19 protein-coding genes are annotated in these 18,352 nt (G+C 37.9%); 14 read left to right on the top strand and 5 right to left on the bottom strand.

Annotated elements, in window-relative coordinates; translation table 11 throughout:
• Positions 1 to 85 precede the first annotated feature (85 nt).
• Entirely contained in the window at positions 86 to 1,072 is a 987-nt protein-coding gene (locus SNE38_RS11860) for a homoserine dehydrogenase (RefSeq protein ID WP_191704632.1), read from the top strand.
• 98 nt (positions 1,073 to 1,170) lie between these two features.
• On the opposite strand, the gene SNE38_RS11855 is transcribed toward SNE38_RS11860, so the two are convergent.
• Both SNE38_RS11855 and SNE38_RS11850 read right to left on the bottom strand, forming a co-directional pair.
• Positions 1,171 to 2,184, bottom strand: a complete 1,014-nt coding sequence (locus SNE38_RS11855) for a hypothetical protein (protein ID WP_191704633.1) — start codon at positions 2,182 to 2,184, stop codon at positions 1,171 to 1,173.
• A gap of 271 nt (positions 2,185 to 2,455) precedes the next feature.
• Positions 2,456 to 2,686, bottom strand: coding sequence for a DNA-binding protein (locus tag SNE38_RS11850; RefSeq protein ID WP_191704634.1), 231 nt, complete (start codon positions 2,684 to 2,686; stop codon positions 2,456 to 2,458).
• 118 nt (positions 2,687 to 2,804) lie between these two features.
• On the opposite strand from SNE38_RS11850, the gene SNE38_RS11845 reads away from it, so the two are divergent.
• The 5 genes from SNE38_RS11845 to SNE38_RS11825 all read left to right on the top strand — a co-directional run bounded on the left by SNE38_RS11845 (position 2,805) and on the right by SNE38_RS11825 (position 9,066).
• Positions 2,805 to 3,671: an EamA family transporter gene (locus SNE38_RS11845; RefSeq protein ID WP_191704635.1), complete on the top strand. Its 867-nt coding sequence runs from the start codon at positions 2,805 to 2,807 to the stop codon at positions 3,669 to 3,671.
• A gap of 129 nt (positions 3,672 to 3,800) precedes the next feature.
• Complete coding sequence (locus tag SNE38_RS11840; RefSeq protein ID WP_191704636.1) at positions 3,801 to 4,493, top strand: response regulator transcription factor; 693 nt, start codon at positions 3,801 to 3,803, stop codon at positions 4,491 to 4,493.
• 186 nt (positions 4,494 to 4,679) lie between these two features.
• Positions 4,680 to 6,869, top strand: coding sequence for a sensor histidine kinase (locus SNE38_RS11835; RefSeq protein ID WP_191704637.1), 2,190 nt, complete (start codon positions 4,680 to 4,682; stop codon positions 6,867 to 6,869).
• Between the two features lie 278 nt (positions 6,870 to 7,147).
• Positions 7,148 to 8,218, top strand: a complete 1,071-nt coding sequence (locus tag SNE38_RS11830; protein ID WP_191704638.1) for a metallophosphoesterase — start codon at positions 7,148 to 7,150, stop codon at positions 8,216 to 8,218.
• A 23-nt stretch (positions 8,219 to 8,241) separates the two neighbouring features.
• Positions 8,242 to 9,066 carry an undecaprenyl-diphosphate phosphatase gene (locus SNE38_RS11825; RefSeq protein WP_191704639.1) on the top strand — a complete coding sequence of 275 codons (825 nt, stop codon included), beginning with the start codon at positions 8,242 to 8,244 and terminating at the stop codon, positions 9,064 to 9,066.
• 166 nt (positions 9,067 to 9,232) lie between these two features.
• Here the strand turns inward: SNE38_RS11825 and SNE38_RS11820 are convergent, their stop codons facing one another.
• Positions 9,233 to 10,030, bottom strand: coding sequence for a TIGR00266 family protein (locus SNE38_RS11820; RefSeq protein ID WP_191704640.1), 798 nt, complete (start codon positions 10,028 to 10,030; stop codon positions 9,233 to 9,235).
• 260 nt (positions 10,031 to 10,290) lie between these two features.
• On the opposite strand from SNE38_RS11820, the gene SNE38_RS11815 reads away from it, so the two are divergent.
• From SNE38_RS11815 to SNE38_RS11790, 6 genes are all read left to right on the top strand, one after another.
• Complete coding sequence (locus tag SNE38_RS11815) at positions 10,291 to 11,772, top strand: aldehyde dehydrogenase family protein (protein WP_191704641.1); 1,482 nt, start codon at positions 10,291 to 10,293, stop codon at positions 11,770 to 11,772.
• Positions 11,773 to 11,910: 138 nt separating this feature from the next.
• On the top strand, positions 11,911 to 13,083 hold the full coding sequence (locus tag SNE38_RS11810; RefSeq protein WP_191704642.1) for a saccharopine dehydrogenase family protein: 1,173 nt from the start codon (positions 11,911 to 11,913) through the stop codon (positions 13,081 to 13,083).
• A gap of 10 nt (positions 13,084 to 13,093) precedes the next feature.
• Positions 13,094 to 14,284, top strand: a complete 1,191-nt coding sequence (locus SNE38_RS11805) for an acyl-CoA dehydrogenase family protein (RefSeq protein WP_336046547.1) — start codon at positions 13,094 to 13,096, stop codon at positions 14,282 to 14,284.
• Positions 14,285 to 14,402: 118 nt separating this feature from the next.
• Entirely contained in the window at positions 14,403 to 14,867 is a 465-nt protein-coding gene (locus SNE38_RS11800; protein ID WP_191704644.1) for an NUDIX domain-containing protein, read from the top strand.
• A 90-nt stretch (positions 14,868 to 14,957) separates the two neighbouring features.
• Positions 14,958 to 15,287, top strand: a complete 330-nt coding sequence (locus SNE38_RS11795) for a four-helix bundle copper-binding protein (RefSeq protein WP_191704645.1) — start codon at positions 14,958 to 14,960, stop codon at positions 15,285 to 15,287.
• 138 nt (positions 15,288 to 15,425) lie between these two features.
• Positions 15,426 to 16,145, top strand: a complete 720-nt coding sequence (locus SNE38_RS11790; protein ID WP_336046546.1) for a ZIP family metal transporter — start codon at positions 15,426 to 15,428, stop codon at positions 16,143 to 16,145.
• A gap of 45 nt (positions 16,146 to 16,190) precedes the next feature.
• Here the strand turns inward: SNE38_RS11790 and SNE38_RS11785 are convergent, their stop codons facing one another.
• A complete protein-coding gene (locus tag SNE38_RS11785; RefSeq protein ID WP_336046545.1) occupies positions 16,191 to 16,535 on the bottom strand; it encodes a DMT family transporter in 345 nt (114 codons plus the stop codon).
• Between the two features lie 32 nt (positions 16,536 to 16,567).
• Complete coding sequence (locus SNE38_RS11780) at positions 16,568 to 16,882, bottom strand: DMT family transporter (RefSeq protein ID WP_191704648.1); 315 nt, start codon at positions 16,880 to 16,882, stop codon at positions 16,568 to 16,570.
• A gap of 245 nt (positions 16,883 to 17,127) precedes the next feature.
• Between SNE38_RS11780 and SNE38_RS11775 the strand changes: the two genes are divergently transcribed.
• Positions 17,128 to 17,931 (top strand): carbonic anhydrase, encoded by an 804-nt coding sequence (locus SNE38_RS11775; RefSeq protein WP_336046543.1) that lies wholly within the window; start codon positions 17,128 to 17,130, stop codon positions 17,929 to 17,931.
• A 333-nt stretch (positions 17,932 to 18,264) separates the two neighbouring features.
• A partial coding sequence (locus SNE38_RS11770) for a cold-shock protein (RefSeq protein WP_336046590.1) occupies positions 18,265 to 18,352 on the top strand: 88 nt, incomplete at its 3' end.

Here is an 18,352-nt window from a genome sequence, read left to right as displayed (position 1 = left end):
ATTATATAGGATAGAATTTCTTTAAGATAAATTATTTGAATTATTCGTCAATATATATGTGTTAAGAATTTGGAGGAGAAAGGCAATGGCAACAATCAAGGCAGCGATCTTAGGATTTGGCACAGTAGGTCAGGGAATTTACCATATTTTAAATGAGAAGAGGCAGGAGCTTCGCGAAAAGCTGGGTGTAGAACTGGAGGTCGCGAAGATTTTAGTGACTGATGCTAGTCGCGAGCGTGTACCGGGAACGATGCATTTAATGACCGAATCGATGGATAACGTACTGGAGGAAAGTGGCCTGCAAGTTGTATTTGAAGCGATTGTAAATGAAGAACCTGCATTCACTTACTTAAAACGAGCTGTTGAGGCTAAATGTCATGTCATTACAGCAAATAAAGTCATGCTTGCTAAACGGGGCGAAGAGCTTGAAGCATTAGCAAAGTTAAATGGTGTATTCATTGGCTTTGAGGCAACTGTAGCAGGTGGTGTACCTATTATAAAAACGATGAAAAATATCCTGCTTGTAAATGAAGTAAGATGCGTACAGGGAATCTTGAACGGAACAACAAACTACATCTTAACGAAAATGCGTGCGGAGGGCTGGAGCTTTGAAAAGGCATTAAATGAAGCACAGCAATTAGGATATGCAGAAGCAGATCCATTTAATGATATTTCGGGTCAAGATGCCTTTAAAAAGCTGATGATTTTATCAAGCTTAGCATTTGGAGAACAACCAAACTGGGCAGATGTAGAAGTGATTGGCATTGATACAATATCAGCCGAGCAAGTAGCCGATGCGAAAGCGCAAGGGCTACGATACCGTCATGTGGCAGAAGTTGAAAAGCTGGAAGATGGTACAATTCATGCAAAAGTTGCACCGCTCTTAGTAAATAATGAACATCCACTTTATCCGGTAGATGATGTCTTTAATGCCGTAACGATGGAAACAGACTATATCGGCACATTATCCGTAATCGGACCAGGAGCAGGTATGTATCCGACAGCAAGTGTCATGGTAGAAGATTATGCGGAGATTATTGGCAAACGGGCAGGTTTTACAGTAACAATTTAACAAAAGAGAAGCTATCTCACTTAATGAATTAAATATTATCCATGAAGTATAAGACACCATTGTTCCTCTTTAGAAACAATGGTGTCTTTAGGTTGCTGTTACGAACTCTGCTGTACATTAAGGGTAGAATCAAATTTTTGAAACAGGTCTCTAACAGATGGGTGTAGTTGATTGTTTTCTTCTATAATTAACTCTTGTATCTCACTCTCTTTTATCATCCTATAAATCGTTTTTAACTGATCCACTTGAACGGCTGTTGGTGTGTTGATAATCATTTCGTTAAGAAAGGTAATGGGACCGTTTAAAGAAACATTTAGTTCAGGATTCAAGGTAAAGGCTAGCTCGAACAGATGTTGAGCATTTCTAAATTCCTGTAAGACCGGCTCTATGATATACCATATCTCCTGAGGGTCCTGAAGGGTATTTTCACTGGCTTCTTGTATTGGGACCGTTTTCTCAAAGGCTATGCCCATAAGTTCATAAGCATCTTTAAAAAGAGCATAGGAAGCGGGTGGATTATAATAATCGTTCATATTCTCTTTTTTATAAAAGGTTTCCTTTTGAAGTCCCTTTACCTTTTGATCGTAAGTGATTTTTTGGATAATGATATTACTGTGCTGCGTCATATGCATCACAATTCCCGGCTTTCCATCAAAAGTTGCGGTACTAAAATCCAGGGAGCCTAGTTGAATATAATCATCAAATAGCGGGTAAGAATTTTCACCATCTTGCACTAACAACAACCAGTTCTGACCATCGTCCCAAGCGAATAATCCATTCTCCATTTTTCCTGCATTTACGTACAATTCAATAATTTCCTCTTCACCATCTTCATCAATATCTAAGCTTTTTTTCTTATAAAGAGTCTGGGGATACTTTTCGATATTTTTTGATGAAATAGTTGAATAATCACTGTTTGCTTGTTCATTCATTGCTACCTCGAGTGCTTCTCTTTCATCCGTTATCGTTTTTCTGAGAGCCTCATTTTCTAGTGACATCTGGTCCACTTGTTTTTTTAAATCATGTATCTCTTTAGTCTGATCTGTATTTGATTGAGTGCATCCACTCAGTATACCTGCAAAGCATACTGCTCCTAATAAAAACTTTCTCATTACAATCCCCCTTATAGAGCTTTTAATGTAAATTAGAATTCCACCTAGTTATTTTTATGTAAATAATACTTAATATTAACATAAATTGGTTAAGTAAGCTTCTTAGAATTAGATAAATTAAATTACGAAAAGAGCTTGGATAAGGAAAAGACTCTTATTAAGAAACGGATATTTTACGCCAGCAAAAAAACGCCATTTTTCTCAGGGAGAAAAATGGCGTTTTTGGCTTATGTCCGAGGCTCTTTTCTAAGAGTAGATTTTGCATTTTTCTTTAGTCCTCATCCTTAATATCCACATCTTCTGGGATAGGAGTGTTTTTCCAAATCTCGATTTCCTCTTTTATTCGCTCAAGCTGCTGATGGTACGTTTCAAATTGCGCACTGTTAATTAAAAAGTTTTCACCATCATGCACTGCTTTAATACGACCAGCATAAATGTATTGTAGAATCTGGTGCTCCGGCATGCCTATATCATTTGCAGTTTGTTCGACTGATTTATACATCATGATGCCTCCTTTTAATTTTGGGTTAATTCTATTATAAATATAATTTAGAGAAAGTTCATCTCGATTGGCTATTCAACGTATGATAGCATAATGGTTATAAAAGCGGGGTGTAATAGTGAATATTTTACCGTACATATTTGTTTTATTGGCTGCGATGCTTTGGGGGACAGTCGGTACGACACAAACATTTTTAACAGAAGGTATTTCCTCATTCGCAGTTGCTGGTATTCGTTCAGCAATTGGCGGGGGAGTTTTACTGATCGCAGTTATTATTATGAAGAAAATTTCGTTTCGTCAATGGTCATGGAAGTGGACTATTCTGGCTGCGATTGCGATTGCTTTATTTCAAAGCTTGTTTTTCACATCTGTCCGTTTTACAGGTGTGGCGGTAGGGACTGTTGTGACAATAGGAAGCTCACCAGTATTTGCAGGAATAATCGAATGGGCCTTTTGGAAAGTACGCCCAACACTTGTTTGGGCAATTGCCACCGTGTTGGCGATTGTCGGCTGCTTACTGTTGTTTATGAATCAGGGAGATACAACGATAAACCCTGTTGGAATTGCATTGGCGCTGGCAGCAGGCTTCATGTTTGCCCTGTATACGAATGTAAGTAAGCAGCTGATGAAACGCGAGGAAACGTTACCCGCGGTTGCGATGACCTTTATACTTTGCGCATTATTTTTATTGCCATTGGCAGCGAAGGATGGTTTCAGTTGGGTAACAGAAGGCGTAAACCTTTGGGCAATGCTATTTATGGCGCTTGCTGCAACGAGTTTGGCGTACATATTATTTTTAGGCGGATTAAAGAAAATCAGTTCGTCCGCTGCAGTGACATTAAGCTTGGCCGAACCTTTAACAGCAGCATTACTTGGCGTATTTTTAGTAGGCGAGCATTTAACATTTGTAGCTTGGATTGGCGTTGGTTTATTATTAGGTGGAATTGTAGTATTAACAATAGGTGCAAAAAAAGCTGCTTCATAAGAGGTAGCTTTTTTCTGTATGATCAAAGACTAAAGATAATCTTAAGAAATTCTTCAGATTTTGAGTAGGTAGATGTTAAGAAGTTCCATTTATTATAAAGTTATAAGAAAAAGTTGTGAGGTGAGTAGGATGGATCAACTGACGGTGCTCGTGACTGATGACGATCAGGATATACGGGACGGTATAGAAATTTATTTAAAAAATGAAGGATATAGGGTGTTGAAGGCAGCAGACGGGAATGAGGCAATCGAGCTGCTGAAACAAAATGAAGTGCATTGTATAATTTTGGACGTGATGATGCCGAATATGGATGGAATTACCGCAACGTTCAAAATTCGTGCAGAGCGTAATATTCCAATTATTATGCTTAGTGCAAAGGCGGAACAGACAGATAAAATCCACGGCCTTTCAGTTGGGGCGGATGATTACATTACGAAACCTTTCCACCCGCTAGAATTGTTGGCACGTGTAAAATCTCAGCTTCGACGCTATGTCAATTTCGGAACACTTGGACTTGGGGAAACAACTCCGCTAGTCGAAGGACTTGAGCTTGATGCGGCAGCAAGGGAAGTAAGAGTTGACGGGGAGCCTGTCAAACTAACGCCGACGGAGTATAAAATCACCGAGCTATTATTAAAAAATGCAGGACGTGTTTTTTCGATTAGTGAAATTTACGAAATGGTTTGGAATGAACCTGCATACAACGCTGAAAATATTGTAGCAGTCCATATCCGTAAAATCCGTGAAAAAATTGAAGCTGATCCTAAAAATCCCCGCTATTTAAAAGTTGTATGGGGCTTAGGGTATAAAATTGAAAAGTAAAGTTTTTACATGTATTGGGGCAATGAGCGCGGTAGTCGGATTTTATTATCTCGGAACGTATTTTTTTGATTATTATACAGGGCGGTTTGTCCCTTTAGTCAAACAGATTTTATATTTTTTATCAATATAAAAAAGAACATTTGCTGAATGATGGGTAGATGTTCATTCCATTAGGAGGAATAACGAATGAAGAACAATAAAATTTACCTCCAGCTTTTTCTTATGTTTGTGGTGGCGACCGCAGTCATTTTAATTTTTACAAGTGGTAGTAGTTATTTTGGGAAAACATTTAATGAATCACAAGATTTTAAGCGTGATTCGGAACGATTAGTATCCGAGCTTTCACAAAACTTATTTAATGTACCGACAGAACAAGATTTTGAAGGAGCCTTAACCGTTTCGGAAGAAGAAATTTATAGTTATCGTACACATTACGGTTCCCTGGCGGAGCAAATTCAAAATATTAAAGAGCAATATAAAGGTGACATAGAGGTAGCACAAGACTCGGATGTTATTGAAGTACTTGAGCAAGAGCGTGATTCAAAAATCGAGGATATTAGGAAAAATTTCGAAGACGATGACTATGTAAAGTCAAAAATAATCGCAATAAAGAAAAAAGCGATACAAGAAGAGCTGAAAAACATTAACAGCGAAAGAAAAAATACATTAAGTCAATATAGTCACTTCGCTTACGAATTTACAGATGAAAAAACGGGAGAAGTTTACCGTAATGGCGATGTCGATGAGCAGGCGGTCTTTGAGAATACGTTTAATAATGTAGGGAAAGATTTCAATAGTAATTATACGATTCATTTTTCGGACCATGATAATCTAGGTATTATTAGAGACAGTTATACGCTTGACCGGGATTTAAAAAGTATTTCGGGTGTTGTGACGGTTCCAAAATCCTGGTTTGATAACTCGTATTTAGGAACAGACAAGAAAGCATTTAATATTATTAAATATATATATTATGGAATTGTTCTTGCAGGAATTATTAGCTTTGTATTATTAATGACTTATTTAGAACCAACGCGGGAGCACTTCAACCGGAAATTCCCACTGCGTGATCAATTTGAACGCTTACCGATTGATATCCGTATTGTAGCAATGGTTATTGTTGCTTACTTCGCGATTATTACGAATGAGATGTTTATAAGATCTATTCAGTCACAAGTTTATATAACCGGTCGTTATAGTCAGATTATTGATTTATTCATAACGGGAATAATCAGTTTTGTGTTTATTGCCGCAGTTATTTTTATGATAGTTTCGATTGTGGAAAGTTTAAAGAACGAGCGAGATTTAGAAAAAATTTGGCCTCAAACTTTTTCTTCGCAAGTAGTAGACGCTGCAAAATCAATGTTTGAGAATCGATCTGTAGGGATGCAGTCGCTAATCTTACTTACTGTTGTGTTCCTTGGAGGATTTGGACTTGCAGTTGTGATGGCAACAGCAAGTGGAGGAGTATTTTTCTTTTATATGTTTTTATTTGTAGTGTTCTTTTTGCCAACACTTTATATTTTCATGCGCCGTATGGGCTACCTAAACCGTATTATGAAGCATACAGAAGATATGGCAAATGGACGCTTAACAAAGGATCTGAAAGTGAAGGGGAAATCTCCATTAGCAAGTCATGCACGAAATTTAAATGGTCTGCGTGAAGGTGTTCGTACTAGTATGAATGAGCAGGCTAAAAGTGAACAAATGAAAACAGAACTGATTACGAATGTAAGCCATGATCTGCGTACACCGTTAACTTCTATTATTACGTACACGGATTTACTGAAAAATCCATCGATTTCCGAGGAAGAACGCAGTAAGTATATTGGAATTTTAGATGCAAAATCGAATCGTTTAAAAACATTGATAGAGGATTTGTTTGAAGTATCGAAAATGGCGAGTGGCAATATAGAAATTTCCAAGCAGCGCATCGATTTAGCCCAACTGTTGCAGCAGGCGGCTGGTGAGCATGGGGAAGATTTCGCGACAGCAAATTTAGATTTACGTGTAAATATTTCGGAGCAGCCAATCTATGCTTATGTGGATGGGCAAAAGTGGTGGCGTGTAATCGATAATTTAATCGTCAATGCTCGTAAGTATTCATTAGAAGGTACACGCGTTTACGTAAATTTAAAATTAGTTGACGGAAACGCAGAGTTAACGGTTAAAAATGTTGCAAAGTATGAGCTATATGAAGAGGCATCACAATTAATTGAACGCTTTAAACGTGCAGATACATCGCGTCATACAGAAGGCTCGGGGCTAGGCCTTGCGATTGCACAGTCAATTGTTGACCTTCATGGTGGGCAGTTGGAAATAGCTGTAGATGGAGATCTTTTTAAAGTAACGGTTAGTGTTCAAACAGAAAAATAAACAGAAGAAACTGCGGTGAGGGGATAAACCTTGCTGCAGTTTTTTTGCAGTAGGGTGAGATATTAGAAAATATGGAAAGGATATTTGAAGAGTTCAGTAATATTTTAAAAGAAATAAGTAACATATAGAACAGCTCACAGCGATATTGGAAGATAATTAAATATAGTAGAAAAGCCTAGGCTTGGAATGATTTTTATACAAATAATCTTCTTTACTAACGTTAAAATGTTGAAATGTAGTAAAATAGCAACATTAAATATGTGAGGGGTTTAAGTATAATGCGAATATTATTCGGCATCTTGGCGATAGCAATATATAGTGGTATTACGTTTTATCTCGGTTGGAATTTAAGGGCATGGCTACTGTCCATTCAGCAATTCCGCTGGCCAATAGTTTATTGGACATTTTTATTTTTTGTTTCTTACGGTTATTTTATAGGAAAGCTCCACCCATTATTGACGCCTTTAACAGTACTAGGTAGTTATTGGATGTTCTTTTTGCAGTATGGGCTGATTCTATGTATTATAGCTAATCTGATAATTAAGTTTTCACCTCTTTCGACGAAAATGGTTGGAACAGGTGTTGTAGGTTTACTAGTCATTTTATTGATTGCAGGTACATATTTTGCATACTCTCCAGTAGTACGGAATGCTACTATTGAGATAAATAAGCCTGGAGAAGATATGCGCATTGTTATGGCATCGGATTTCCACCTCGGTCTGTTATCCGGGACAGGACATTTAGAAAAATTTGTTAAGCTCTCCAATGAACAAAAACCGGATTTAGTGCTATTACCGGGAGATCTTGTTGATGACAGTCCACAGCGCTTTATTAATAAAGGCATGGGGGAAGTGATGAAAAATCTTCAGGCAACATATGGTGTTTATGGAGTACCGGGAAATCATGAGTATTATGGCAATGAAATTCCTGAATTTAAACAAGCAATGGCTGAATCGGATGTTCGTATTTTAATGGATGAAACAATTTTGGTGGATAATCGTTTTTATTTAACAGGACGTGAAGATTTAACAAATAAGAATCGGTTGGCATTAAATGAGCTACAGCCAGAAAATCAGGAACTTCCTTGGTTTGTTATGAATCATACGCCAATGGATTTGGATGAGCCAGCTAATTTAGGTGTAGATTTTCACGTATCTGGACATACCCATCGAGGACAGATGTGGCCAAATCATTTCATAACGGAACGTATCTTTGAATTGGATTATGGTCATCGTCAAAAGGAACAAATGCATGCGCTTGTCTCAAGTGGCTTTGGATTCTGGGGGCCCCCTACACGTTTAGGGAGTCAATCCGAACTATGGGTAATTGATGTGAAATTTAGCGAATAATCGTTTGTAAAAGGAGCAAGTATATGGAATGGATAGAGCTATTAAAAGCTTTAATCTTAGGGTTTGTGGAAGGAATGACTGAGTTTGCGCCAGTTTCTTCAACAGGACATATGATTATTGTTGATGATATGTGGCTGCAGACGAAGGAATTTTTAGGGTCGGGTTCTGCCAATACGTTTAAAATTGTAATTCAGCTAGGGTCGATATTGGCAGTAGTTTTTGTAATGTGGAAACGCATTTTGAGCTTAGTCGGACTATATAAAATGGAAGGGCAGCAATCGACCCGGTTTAATTTAGGGCATGTGCTAATCGGTATTATTCCAGCAGGAGTTTTTGGTCTGTTATTTGAAGATTTTATAGACGAAAATTTGTTCAGCATTAAAACAGTAATCATTGGGCTGATAATCGGAGCAATATTTATGATTATTGCTGATAAATTTGGACCTAAAAAACCTGCAATTACTTCTTTAGACAATATATCTTACAGTAAAGCCTTCAAAATTGGGGTTATTCAATGTTTGTCGCTTTGGCCAGGGTTTTCGCGTTCGGGATCGACCATTTCAGGAGGCGTCTTACTTGGGCTAGATCATAAAACAGCTGCAGATTTTACATTTATTATGGCGGTACCAATAATGGCTGGGGCAAGTGGTTTGTCACTTGTGAAAAACTGGGATCAAATTAATGCCGATCACTTTTCCTTTTATGCAGTAGGCTTTATAAGCGCATTTATATTTGCCCTTATTTCGATAAAGTTCTTTCTGAAGCTAATTTCCAAGGTAAAGCTCACACCCTTTGCAGTATATCGAATTGTATTGGCTTTAGTTTTAATTTTTATTCTATCTATATAATAATTCCATGGACGTCAAATATTTGTAATAATTTGGCGTCTTTTTGTCGAATTTTGAGGTGTGATATTAAGTAATTTAAATGGAGTGAATTAGGAAAACGATTCAAACATTTTAAATGCAATTGGGGCATATTCTGAAAGAGGGTTCAGAATATGCCTTGTTTATGCTATTTATTGAACATATCAAATAATCCGCCGATGCCGCCTTCTCCAGCATCTTTACCGCCACCGCCTTGAGAAACTGGGGCAGCTGCGAACACGCGGCTAGCTAAACGGCTAAATGGCAATGACTGCACCCAGACTGTTCCTGGACCAGATAGTGTGGCGAAGAATAAACCTTCTCCACCGAAAAGCGCTGTTTTAATACCGCGTACCATTTCGATATCGTAACGGACGTCTTGTGTCATCGCAACTAAACATCCTGTATCAATACGCAATGTTTCGCCTGGCTGAAGTTTGCGTTCATAAATCGTTCCACCTGCGTGGACGAAAGCCATCCCATCTCCTTCAAGTTTCTGCATGATGAAACCTTCTCCACCGAAGAAGCCAGTTCCTAATTTTCGCTGGAATTCTACGCCTACTGAAACACCTTTTGCTGCAGCTAAAAATGCATCCTTTTGACAAATAATTTTGCCGTCTAATTGGCTTAAATCCATTGGAATAATTTTACCTGGATATGGTGAGGCGAAATAAACTTTACGTTTACTGGAGCCATTGTTCGTAAACATCGTCATGAACAAACTTTCGCCTGTGATTAATCGTTTTCCTGCACCTAGTAATTTCCCCATAAGACCAGAACCTTGGTTTGCAGATCCATCGCCAAATACAGTTTCCATTTGAATCTGATCTTCCATCATCATTAAACTTCCTGCTTCAGCCACAACCGTTTCCTGAGGGTCGAGCTCTACTTCTACAAACTGCATGTCATCTCCATGTAATACATAATCAATTTCGTGGTTTTTCATATACATATCCCCTTAATAAACTAAATTTATTTACAACATACATACGCTTATAAGTTTCAAAAGTTTCAAAGTAACGGAAATATATTGGGCAAATTTTTAAGCAAATTAATAATTAACGGGATTGATAGGTTGTCTCATTTTGATTCATCTACCCTAGCATTTGTCGGAATTTTATGTATATTCTTTCGTAGAAAAAAAGGGTATAAAGTAGAAAATGTCGAATCATATAAAGGGAAAACTAGAATTTGTGAGGTGGGGTAATGAAACTGTTAAATTTTATTGGTGGAGAGTGGATGGAAGATACTTCATTGCAAACAATGTCTGTGATAAATCCTGCAAATGGTGAACAGTTAGGAACAATACCACTTTCGACAAAATTTCAAGTCGAATTAGCTGCACAAAAGGCGAAAGAGGCACAAAAAGAGTGGGCACTTGTCCCAGCACCAAAGCGTGCCGATTATTTATATGAAATTGCATTTAAATTAAAAGAGAAAAAAGAACATCTGGCACAAACGCTGACAAAAGAGATGGGCAAAGTAATCGAAGAAGCACGTGGCGAAGTACAGGAAGGTATTGATATGGCACTGTATATGGCGGCTGAAGGGAGACGTTTGTTTGGTGAAACTGTTCCTTCGGAGTTGCCAAATAAATTTGCGATGAGTGTGCGTGCACCAATTGGGGTAGCGGGGCTGATTACACCGTGGAATTTCCCTATTGCGATTGCAACATGGAAGGCTTTCCCAGCTCTTGTGGCAGGCAATACGGTTGTATGGAAGCCTTCAAACGAAACGCCTTTTATGGCATATGAATTAGCTAAAATCTTTGAAGAGGTAGGGTTACCGCCAGGCGTTGTAAACGTAGTATTTGGCTCTGGACCTACAGTCGGTACTGCAATGGTTGAGCATCCGGACATACGCATTATTTCCTTTACGGGCTCTACAACCACAGGAAGCAAAGTAGCGGAGCTTGGCGGAAAACATTTGAAAAAAGTATCGCTTGAAATGGGCGGGAAAAATGCAGTCATCGTGATGGATGATGCAAACTTAGACTTAGCATTGGAAGGCATTTTATGGAGTGCGTTTGGCACGGCCGGTCAGCGTTGTACAGCATGTAGCCGCGTTATCGTGCATAAAGATGTAAAACAGGAGTTAGAGCAACGTCTTGTGGAGGCAACTAAGCAACTGACAATTGGTGACGGACTGGATCCAACAATCAAAATAGGACCAGTCATTAATAAGGCAGCACTCGAAAAAATTAACCATTACGTCCAAATAGGCAAGCAGCAAGGGGCAAACTTACTTATAGGTGGAGAAATATTAACTGACGGTGACTTGGCGAAAGGCTACTATTATGCACCTACGATTTTCACCGATGTGGAGGCAACGAGTATATTGGCACAGGAGGAGATATTTGGTCCTGTCGTTAGCATCATTGAGGTTAGTAGTTTAGAAGAAGCAATTGAAGTTAACAACAATGTGAAGTTTGGCTTATCAAGCTCAATATTCTCACAGGATGTAAATAAAATATTCAAAGCACAGCAATTACTTGATACAGGTATTGTGTATGTAAATGCTGGAACAACAGGAGCTGAAATCCACTTGCCGTTTGGAGGTACTAAAGGTACTGGAAATGGACATCGTGATTCAGGGCAAGCCGCACTTGATGTCTATACGGAATGGAAGAGCATTTACGTTGATTACAGTGGAAAGCTGCAACGTGCTCAAATCGATAATAACGCGTGACTTTTCGCATAGCGCGAATCGTCATATATTACTTTATCTTCATTCAAGCAGTTCCTGAATGAGATAGCTTCCGGAGGATGTCAAAGAACGCAATTATGCTGAAGTGTAATTGACTATACAAACAAAGGGGATGTTTACATGAAAGTAGTAGTGCTGGGTGCTGGTTTGATGGGGAAAGAAATTGCACGCGATTTAGTCGATAGTAAAGAAGTAGAAACAGTATATTTAGCAGATTTATCAATCGAAAATGCGAAAGAATTCGTCGATACTTTAAATACAAAAAAAGTAGAGGTTGTACAGCTGGACGCAGATTGTGATGAAGATTTGCGTGAGGTAATGGGGCGTGGAAATGTAGTTATTAATGCATTGTTCTATACATTCAACGAACGCGTAGCAAAGGCTGCAATTGATGTAGGGGTTCATTCGGTTGATTTAGGCGGTCATATAGGCGGCATTACTGAATCGATTTTTCAGTTAAATAATTTGGCTGCTGAAAAAGGTGTGACAATTATTCCGGATTTAGGAGTAGCACCCGGAATGGTAAATATTCTAGCAGGATATGGTGCAACGAAGCTTGATACGGTAGACTCAATCAAATTATACGTAGGTGGCATTCCAACAGAGCCGAAGCCACCGCTGCATTATACTCGTGTATTTTCTTTGGATGGTGTATTCGACCACTATACAGAGCCATCTAAAATGATTCAAAAAGGCATTTTAGCTGAGGTGGAATCTTTAACAGGCATTGAGCCAATCTACTTTGATGAGTTTGGTGTACTTGAGGCGTTTTATACATCGGGGGGAATTTCGACTTTATACAAAACCTTCCCGAATGTAAAGACATTAGAATACAAAACAATCCGCTATAAAGGTCATGCTGAAAAGTTCAAATTACTAGCCGAGTTAGGTTTCCTAGATAAAAACAATACTGTAGAAGCTGGTGGGCAGGAAGTAAATGTTCGAGAAGTAACAAAAGAAGTATTGAAGAAAAAATTGGATTTAGGCAAGAAAACGGACGCTGTATTGTTGCGTGCGATTATTTCAGGGGAAAAGTCAGAAGAACAAATTACGTACGAGTATGAAATGGTAGTACGCAAAGATTTAGAGAAAAATGTAACGGCAATGGCACGTGCGACAGCCAATACAATTTCAGTCGTGGCGCAAATGGTTGGCAATGGGATGATTACAGAGCGTGGTGTAATTGCTCCAGAATCAGTAGTACCAGGCCGTGAATTCATTAAGGAAATGGCAAAGCGTGGTGTCGACATTAAAGAAACATCACATCGTTCTTCAATGATTGTTAAATGGTAGGAGTGATTTTATGAACTTCGAGTTTACTGAAGAGCAAACACTTTTACGTAAAACAGTGCGGCAATTTGTCGACAATGAAATTATCCCATATATTGCAGATTGGGATATAAATGGTGGATTTGATCCTAAAGTATGGGAGCGTCTAGCTGAGCTTGGGCTGATGGGAGTTTGTGTTCCTGAAAAATACGGCGGGGCTGGAATGGATTATAACTCGCTTGCGATAGTATGTGAAGAGTTGGAGCGGGGGGATACAGCTTTTCGTACGGCTGTTTCTGTGCATACAGGTCTCAACAGCATGACGCTTATGCAATGGGGAACAAATACCCAAAAGGAAAAATATTTAATACCCCAGGCAAAGGGTGAGAAAATTGGTGCATTTGGCTTAACAGAACCTGGTGCAGGGTCTGATGTGGCTGCGATGAACTCCTTTGCCAAACGGGACGGGGACTATTATATTTTGAATGGGCAAAAAACATGGATTTCTTTATGTGATATTGCGGATCACTTCATCGTTTTTGCGTATACAGACAAGGAAAAGGCGCATCACGGTATTTCCGCTTTTATCGTGGAGCGGGAATGGGCTGGCTTTAGCTCAAAGGCGATTAAAGGAAAGTACGGCATTCGGGCAGGCAATACAGGCGAGCTGTTTTTTGATGATGTGAAAATTCCGGTTGCCAATTTATTAGGTGAAGAAGGGGAAGGGTTTAAAATTGCCATGTCCGCCCTTGATAATGGACGCTTTACTGTAGCAGCAGGTGCAGTTGGTCTAATTCAGGCTTGTATCGAGGCCAGTGTGAAGTACTGCAAGGAACGTGAAACTTTTGGAAAGCCAATCGGTGAGCATCAGTTAGTCGGTCAAATGCTTGCAAAGATGGAAGCAGGCTATGAAATGAGTAAACTTCTTGTATACAGGGTTGGTGAGCTGAAAAACAAAGGCGTGCGGAATACCCGTGAGACTTCTCTCGCAAAATGGCAAGCATGTGATTTTGCAAATAAAGCAGCAGATGACGCTGTACAAATTCATGGGGCATATGGTTATTCCGATGAGTATCCAGTAGCTCGCTATTTGCGAAATTCAAAAGCACCTGTTATATATGAAGGAACGCGGGAAATTCATACAATTATGCAAGCTGATTATGTACTCGGGAAACGCAACGATAAAAAACTGCGCTGTATGCTGCCTAGCTGGCCGTTTGAATAATAGAGTGGGGCGAAAGGGTTTATATGGACCTTTCGCTTTTTTTAGTGTAAAAATTGTAAAATACAGTAAAATGTTGAGGTGGGAGTTCATTATTAGAACTAAGTAGTAAGGGGGAGTAATGAAAATGGAAATAAGAAATTCAGCAAAAGCAGTTATCGTAAAGGACGGGAAGTTATTAGCTATAAAATTACAGGAAAATAATAGTACATACTATACTTTACCGGGCGGTGGTCAAGAGCATGGTGAAAATCTGCATCAAGCATTAGAAAGAGAGTGCATGGAAGAAATAGGTGCCAAAGTGGAAATTGGAGAGTTGATCTTTGTACGTGAATACATTGGAAAAAACCATGAATTCTCTGCTAGACATGCTCATGCACAGCAAACGGAATTTATGTTTTTGTGTCGAGTACATCAGGATACCTTTGATAGCGGAAGTAACCCCGACAATGGACAATTAGGTACAGAATGGTTACCGATTAAGGAATTATTGAACTTTAGATTATACCCGCAAGCAATGAAACCCCAGTTGATTTCTTATTTTAACGGGGAGAAAGCTGCAACTTATTTAGGTGATATAAATTAATTTTAGTATATAGGTGCTTGGTTAAAAGTATGTTTTAGGATGCAATGGCGGGGTATCAGAGTAAATAATAAGTTAAAGGAGGCAAAGTTAATGACACATGAACATTATCAGTCAGTAATAGAGGCACTTTATGAATGCATGGCTGCTTGCAATCATTGTTATGATGCTTGTTTGAAAGAAGAAGATGTAAAAATGATGGTGGGCTGTATTCGTCTTGATAGAGAGTGTGCAGATATTTGTGCTTACTTTGAACAGGCAATCAGTAGAGGAACACCATTTATTTCTGAACTGGCCCAAGTATGTGCGCAAATTTGTGAAGCATGCGGTAATGAATGTAAAAATCACCATCATGAACACTGCCAAAAATGTGCGGAGGCTTGTTTTAAATGTGCAGAAGCATGCCGAAGTCTGATTGCATAATTTTTATTTTTTGAAGGAGCGTTTCCATAGAGGATTCGCTTTTTTCAGTATGAATAAGTATTTATTTTAAGGATTTTTCATAAATCACCCTGATAAACCATACCACTTATTATACTGATGGAAAGGTGATAATACGGCATGTGGTTATTAGGTTTTTTATGTACTTTTTTAGGCTTATTTATTGGTGGTCTAATAGCATGGCTTTTCAAAGGACTGCATCAGAGAGTAGATATTTTTTACGGGCTCTGTGCAGGTATAATTTTTGGCTTAATTAGTTTTGAAATTTTTCCGGAGGCAGTTGAATTAGGCGGCTGGGCAAGTACGTTTTTAGGGTTTACATTCGGGATGATTATTTTTGCAGTATTGCATAATAGTGTACATAGTAACGAAAGTAAAAAAAATATTGAAAAAGATAATTTGTATATTCGTACAAGTTTATTATTAATATTCAGTCTATCGATTCACAATATACCAATGGGAATTATTTTAGGGGCGAATCAAGATTCTGAATTTACAATGGCATTGTTGCAGACATTGTTATTCCATAGTATCCCCGAAGGTATTATTTTGTTTACCCCTTTGATTTTGGCAGGAACGCGAATGAATCTTTTTATTGTATTTTTAATTACCTTTATTGTATCGATACCAGTTACTCTAGGCGTCTTTATTGGTGATTTTTTAGGATTTGTACACCAGTCAATCAATACCATCTTAATTGGCTTAACTTTAGGAATCATTTTTATGGTTACTGTATCGGAAATTTTATTCCCGGCATTAATCAAATCGTCAACGTTTAAAGTCTTACTTTGGACTTTGATAGGAATGGGGATAATAGGGGTTTATATGAAAATATTATAAATTGCATAAATGTGCTTTTAGGATTGAGATTAAAGCGGCTGTGCCTTAGTTTGTTGGTTCTGCCGCTTTGTTATTGGATGCGGCGTTTAATACTGCGACTCCGCCTATAATTAATATTATGCCAGTTACTTTAAGGATACTTAGAACTTCATCCCATAATACAACACTTACAAAGAGTGTTAATAAGGTTCCGACTCCAGCCCATATTGCATAGGTCAAGCTTAAGGGTAATGTTTTCAAAGTTAACCCTAGAAAAAGGAATGAAAGTCCATATCCGAGAACGACTGCTGCTGAGGGTAAAGGTAATGTGAAACCATCTGATATTTTTAGCATCGTTGTAGCGAATACCTCGCAAATTATTGATATTGTTAATAAAAAGTATGCTTTCATATTTTTATCCTCTTTTCTTTAAGATAGTAGGGTTAGCCAATATTCAAAATAACAACGCCTCCAATAATTAACCCTAATCCTAAAAGCTTTTTGCTGTTCCAGCCCTCTTTAAAAATGATAATTCCGATTAATGCAGTTAAAGCTGTCCCTACTCCAGACCAGATCGCATATGCCAACCCAAGAGGAAGTGTCTTTAGTGATAACGATAAAGCATAAAAAGCGATGGCATAACCAATAGCTATTCCAATGACAGGTAATAATTTTTTGAAGCCGCTTGACGCTTTAAGCATTGTACTTCCAAACACTTCACTAACAATGGCAACTGCCAATAGAAAATATGCGTTCATAGGAATCCCTCATATCTTTTAATGTTTTTTTGTATTTTCAATATCATTTTACCTTTTTTAAATGAAACTGTAGAGTATGCACAAAATGTATTATAAATTGGTTGAATATTAAGTTTTTTATGATGCTTTATATGGATAAAGTGATAGTATTTATTTACTGAATTTCTAATTTTAAGTATATTTCTGCGATTCCTCATCAGATTTTTAGTAACCTAGATAATGTATTGAAAAAGGAGGTTTTACTAATGAAAAAACTCGGATATTTATCTTTAGCTGTATTTTTAAACTTGTCTCTTGCAGCGTGTGCGGAACAATCTACAGAAACTATTGAACCAAAAGAAGATGAAAAAGCTAGTACGGAACAAAAGGAATGGTCTTATGATGATGTTACGGGACCTGAATACTGGGGTGAACTAAACGGTGAAAACTTAGCATGTGTTAACGGAGACGAACAATCACCGATTAATCTGGAATTTTCCCAAGTGAAAGTAGATAAAAAATTAACAGAAAATCAGATTAACTATAAGCCAACCAATTTTACACTCATAAACAACGGTCATACCGTACAGGCTAATGCCACAACAGAAAGCAACAGCATGATTGTTGAGGGAAATGAATATAAGCTTTTACAATTCCATTTCCATACGCCAAGTGAGCATCAGTTTAATGGTCAAAGTTATGAGATGGAGCTACATTTAGTACATAGTGATAAGAATGGAAACCTGGCTGTCCTTGGATTGATGATTCAGGAAGGAAAGGAAAATGAAATTCTTGCATCTGTTTGGGGTGGATTACCAGCGGAAGAAACCAAAGAAGGAAATTCGGAAGACTATCTAATTGATTTACAGGCTTTGTTACCTGAAAATCAAATGTCTTTCCATTATGCAGGATCCTTAACGACACCTCCTTGTACAGAAGAGGTAAAATGGATCGTTTTTGAACAGCCAATTGAAATGTCAAAAGAACAGATACAAGCATTCCAGCAAATCTTCCCAGATAATCATCGACCAGTACAGCCATTAAATGATCGGGAAGTTAATAAAAATTAGAACTGAAAAATTCTACCGATAGTTCAAAGAGGTAGTATGTTAATCAAACGAGTGCATAGGTAAAGAGACCATCACTTTATGGTCTCTTTTTGATAAAGAACATTAAATGATAACAGCAATCCGTTGTAAGATATTTCACTTAGTAAACTCTGTACTGGACATTACTAAATATTTGTTATATACTATGGTTAATAAGACGGATTACAATACATTAATAAATTCACCTATTACAAAGAGTATTCGTGTTTTATTTAATACTTTTTGTAATATGTGAATTTTTTTCTTTTTTGAGGAATTATGATCTTATTAATACGAATAATGGAGGTCATTTAAATGACACAAGGTACAGTAAAATGGTTTAACGCAGAAAAAGGTTTTGGATTTATCGAAGTTGAAGGCGGAAACGACGTATTCGCTCACT

Origin of the sequence: Solibacillus ferritrahens, from assembly GCF_037027585.1 — a bacterium.
Taxonomy (GTDB): domain Bacteria; phylum Bacillota; class Bacilli; order Bacillales_A; family Planococcaceae; genus Solibacillus; species Solibacillus ferritrahens.
The sequence above is the reverse complement of the archived record's forward strand: the minus strand, read 5'-3'. Positions and strand labels throughout refer to the sequence as shown.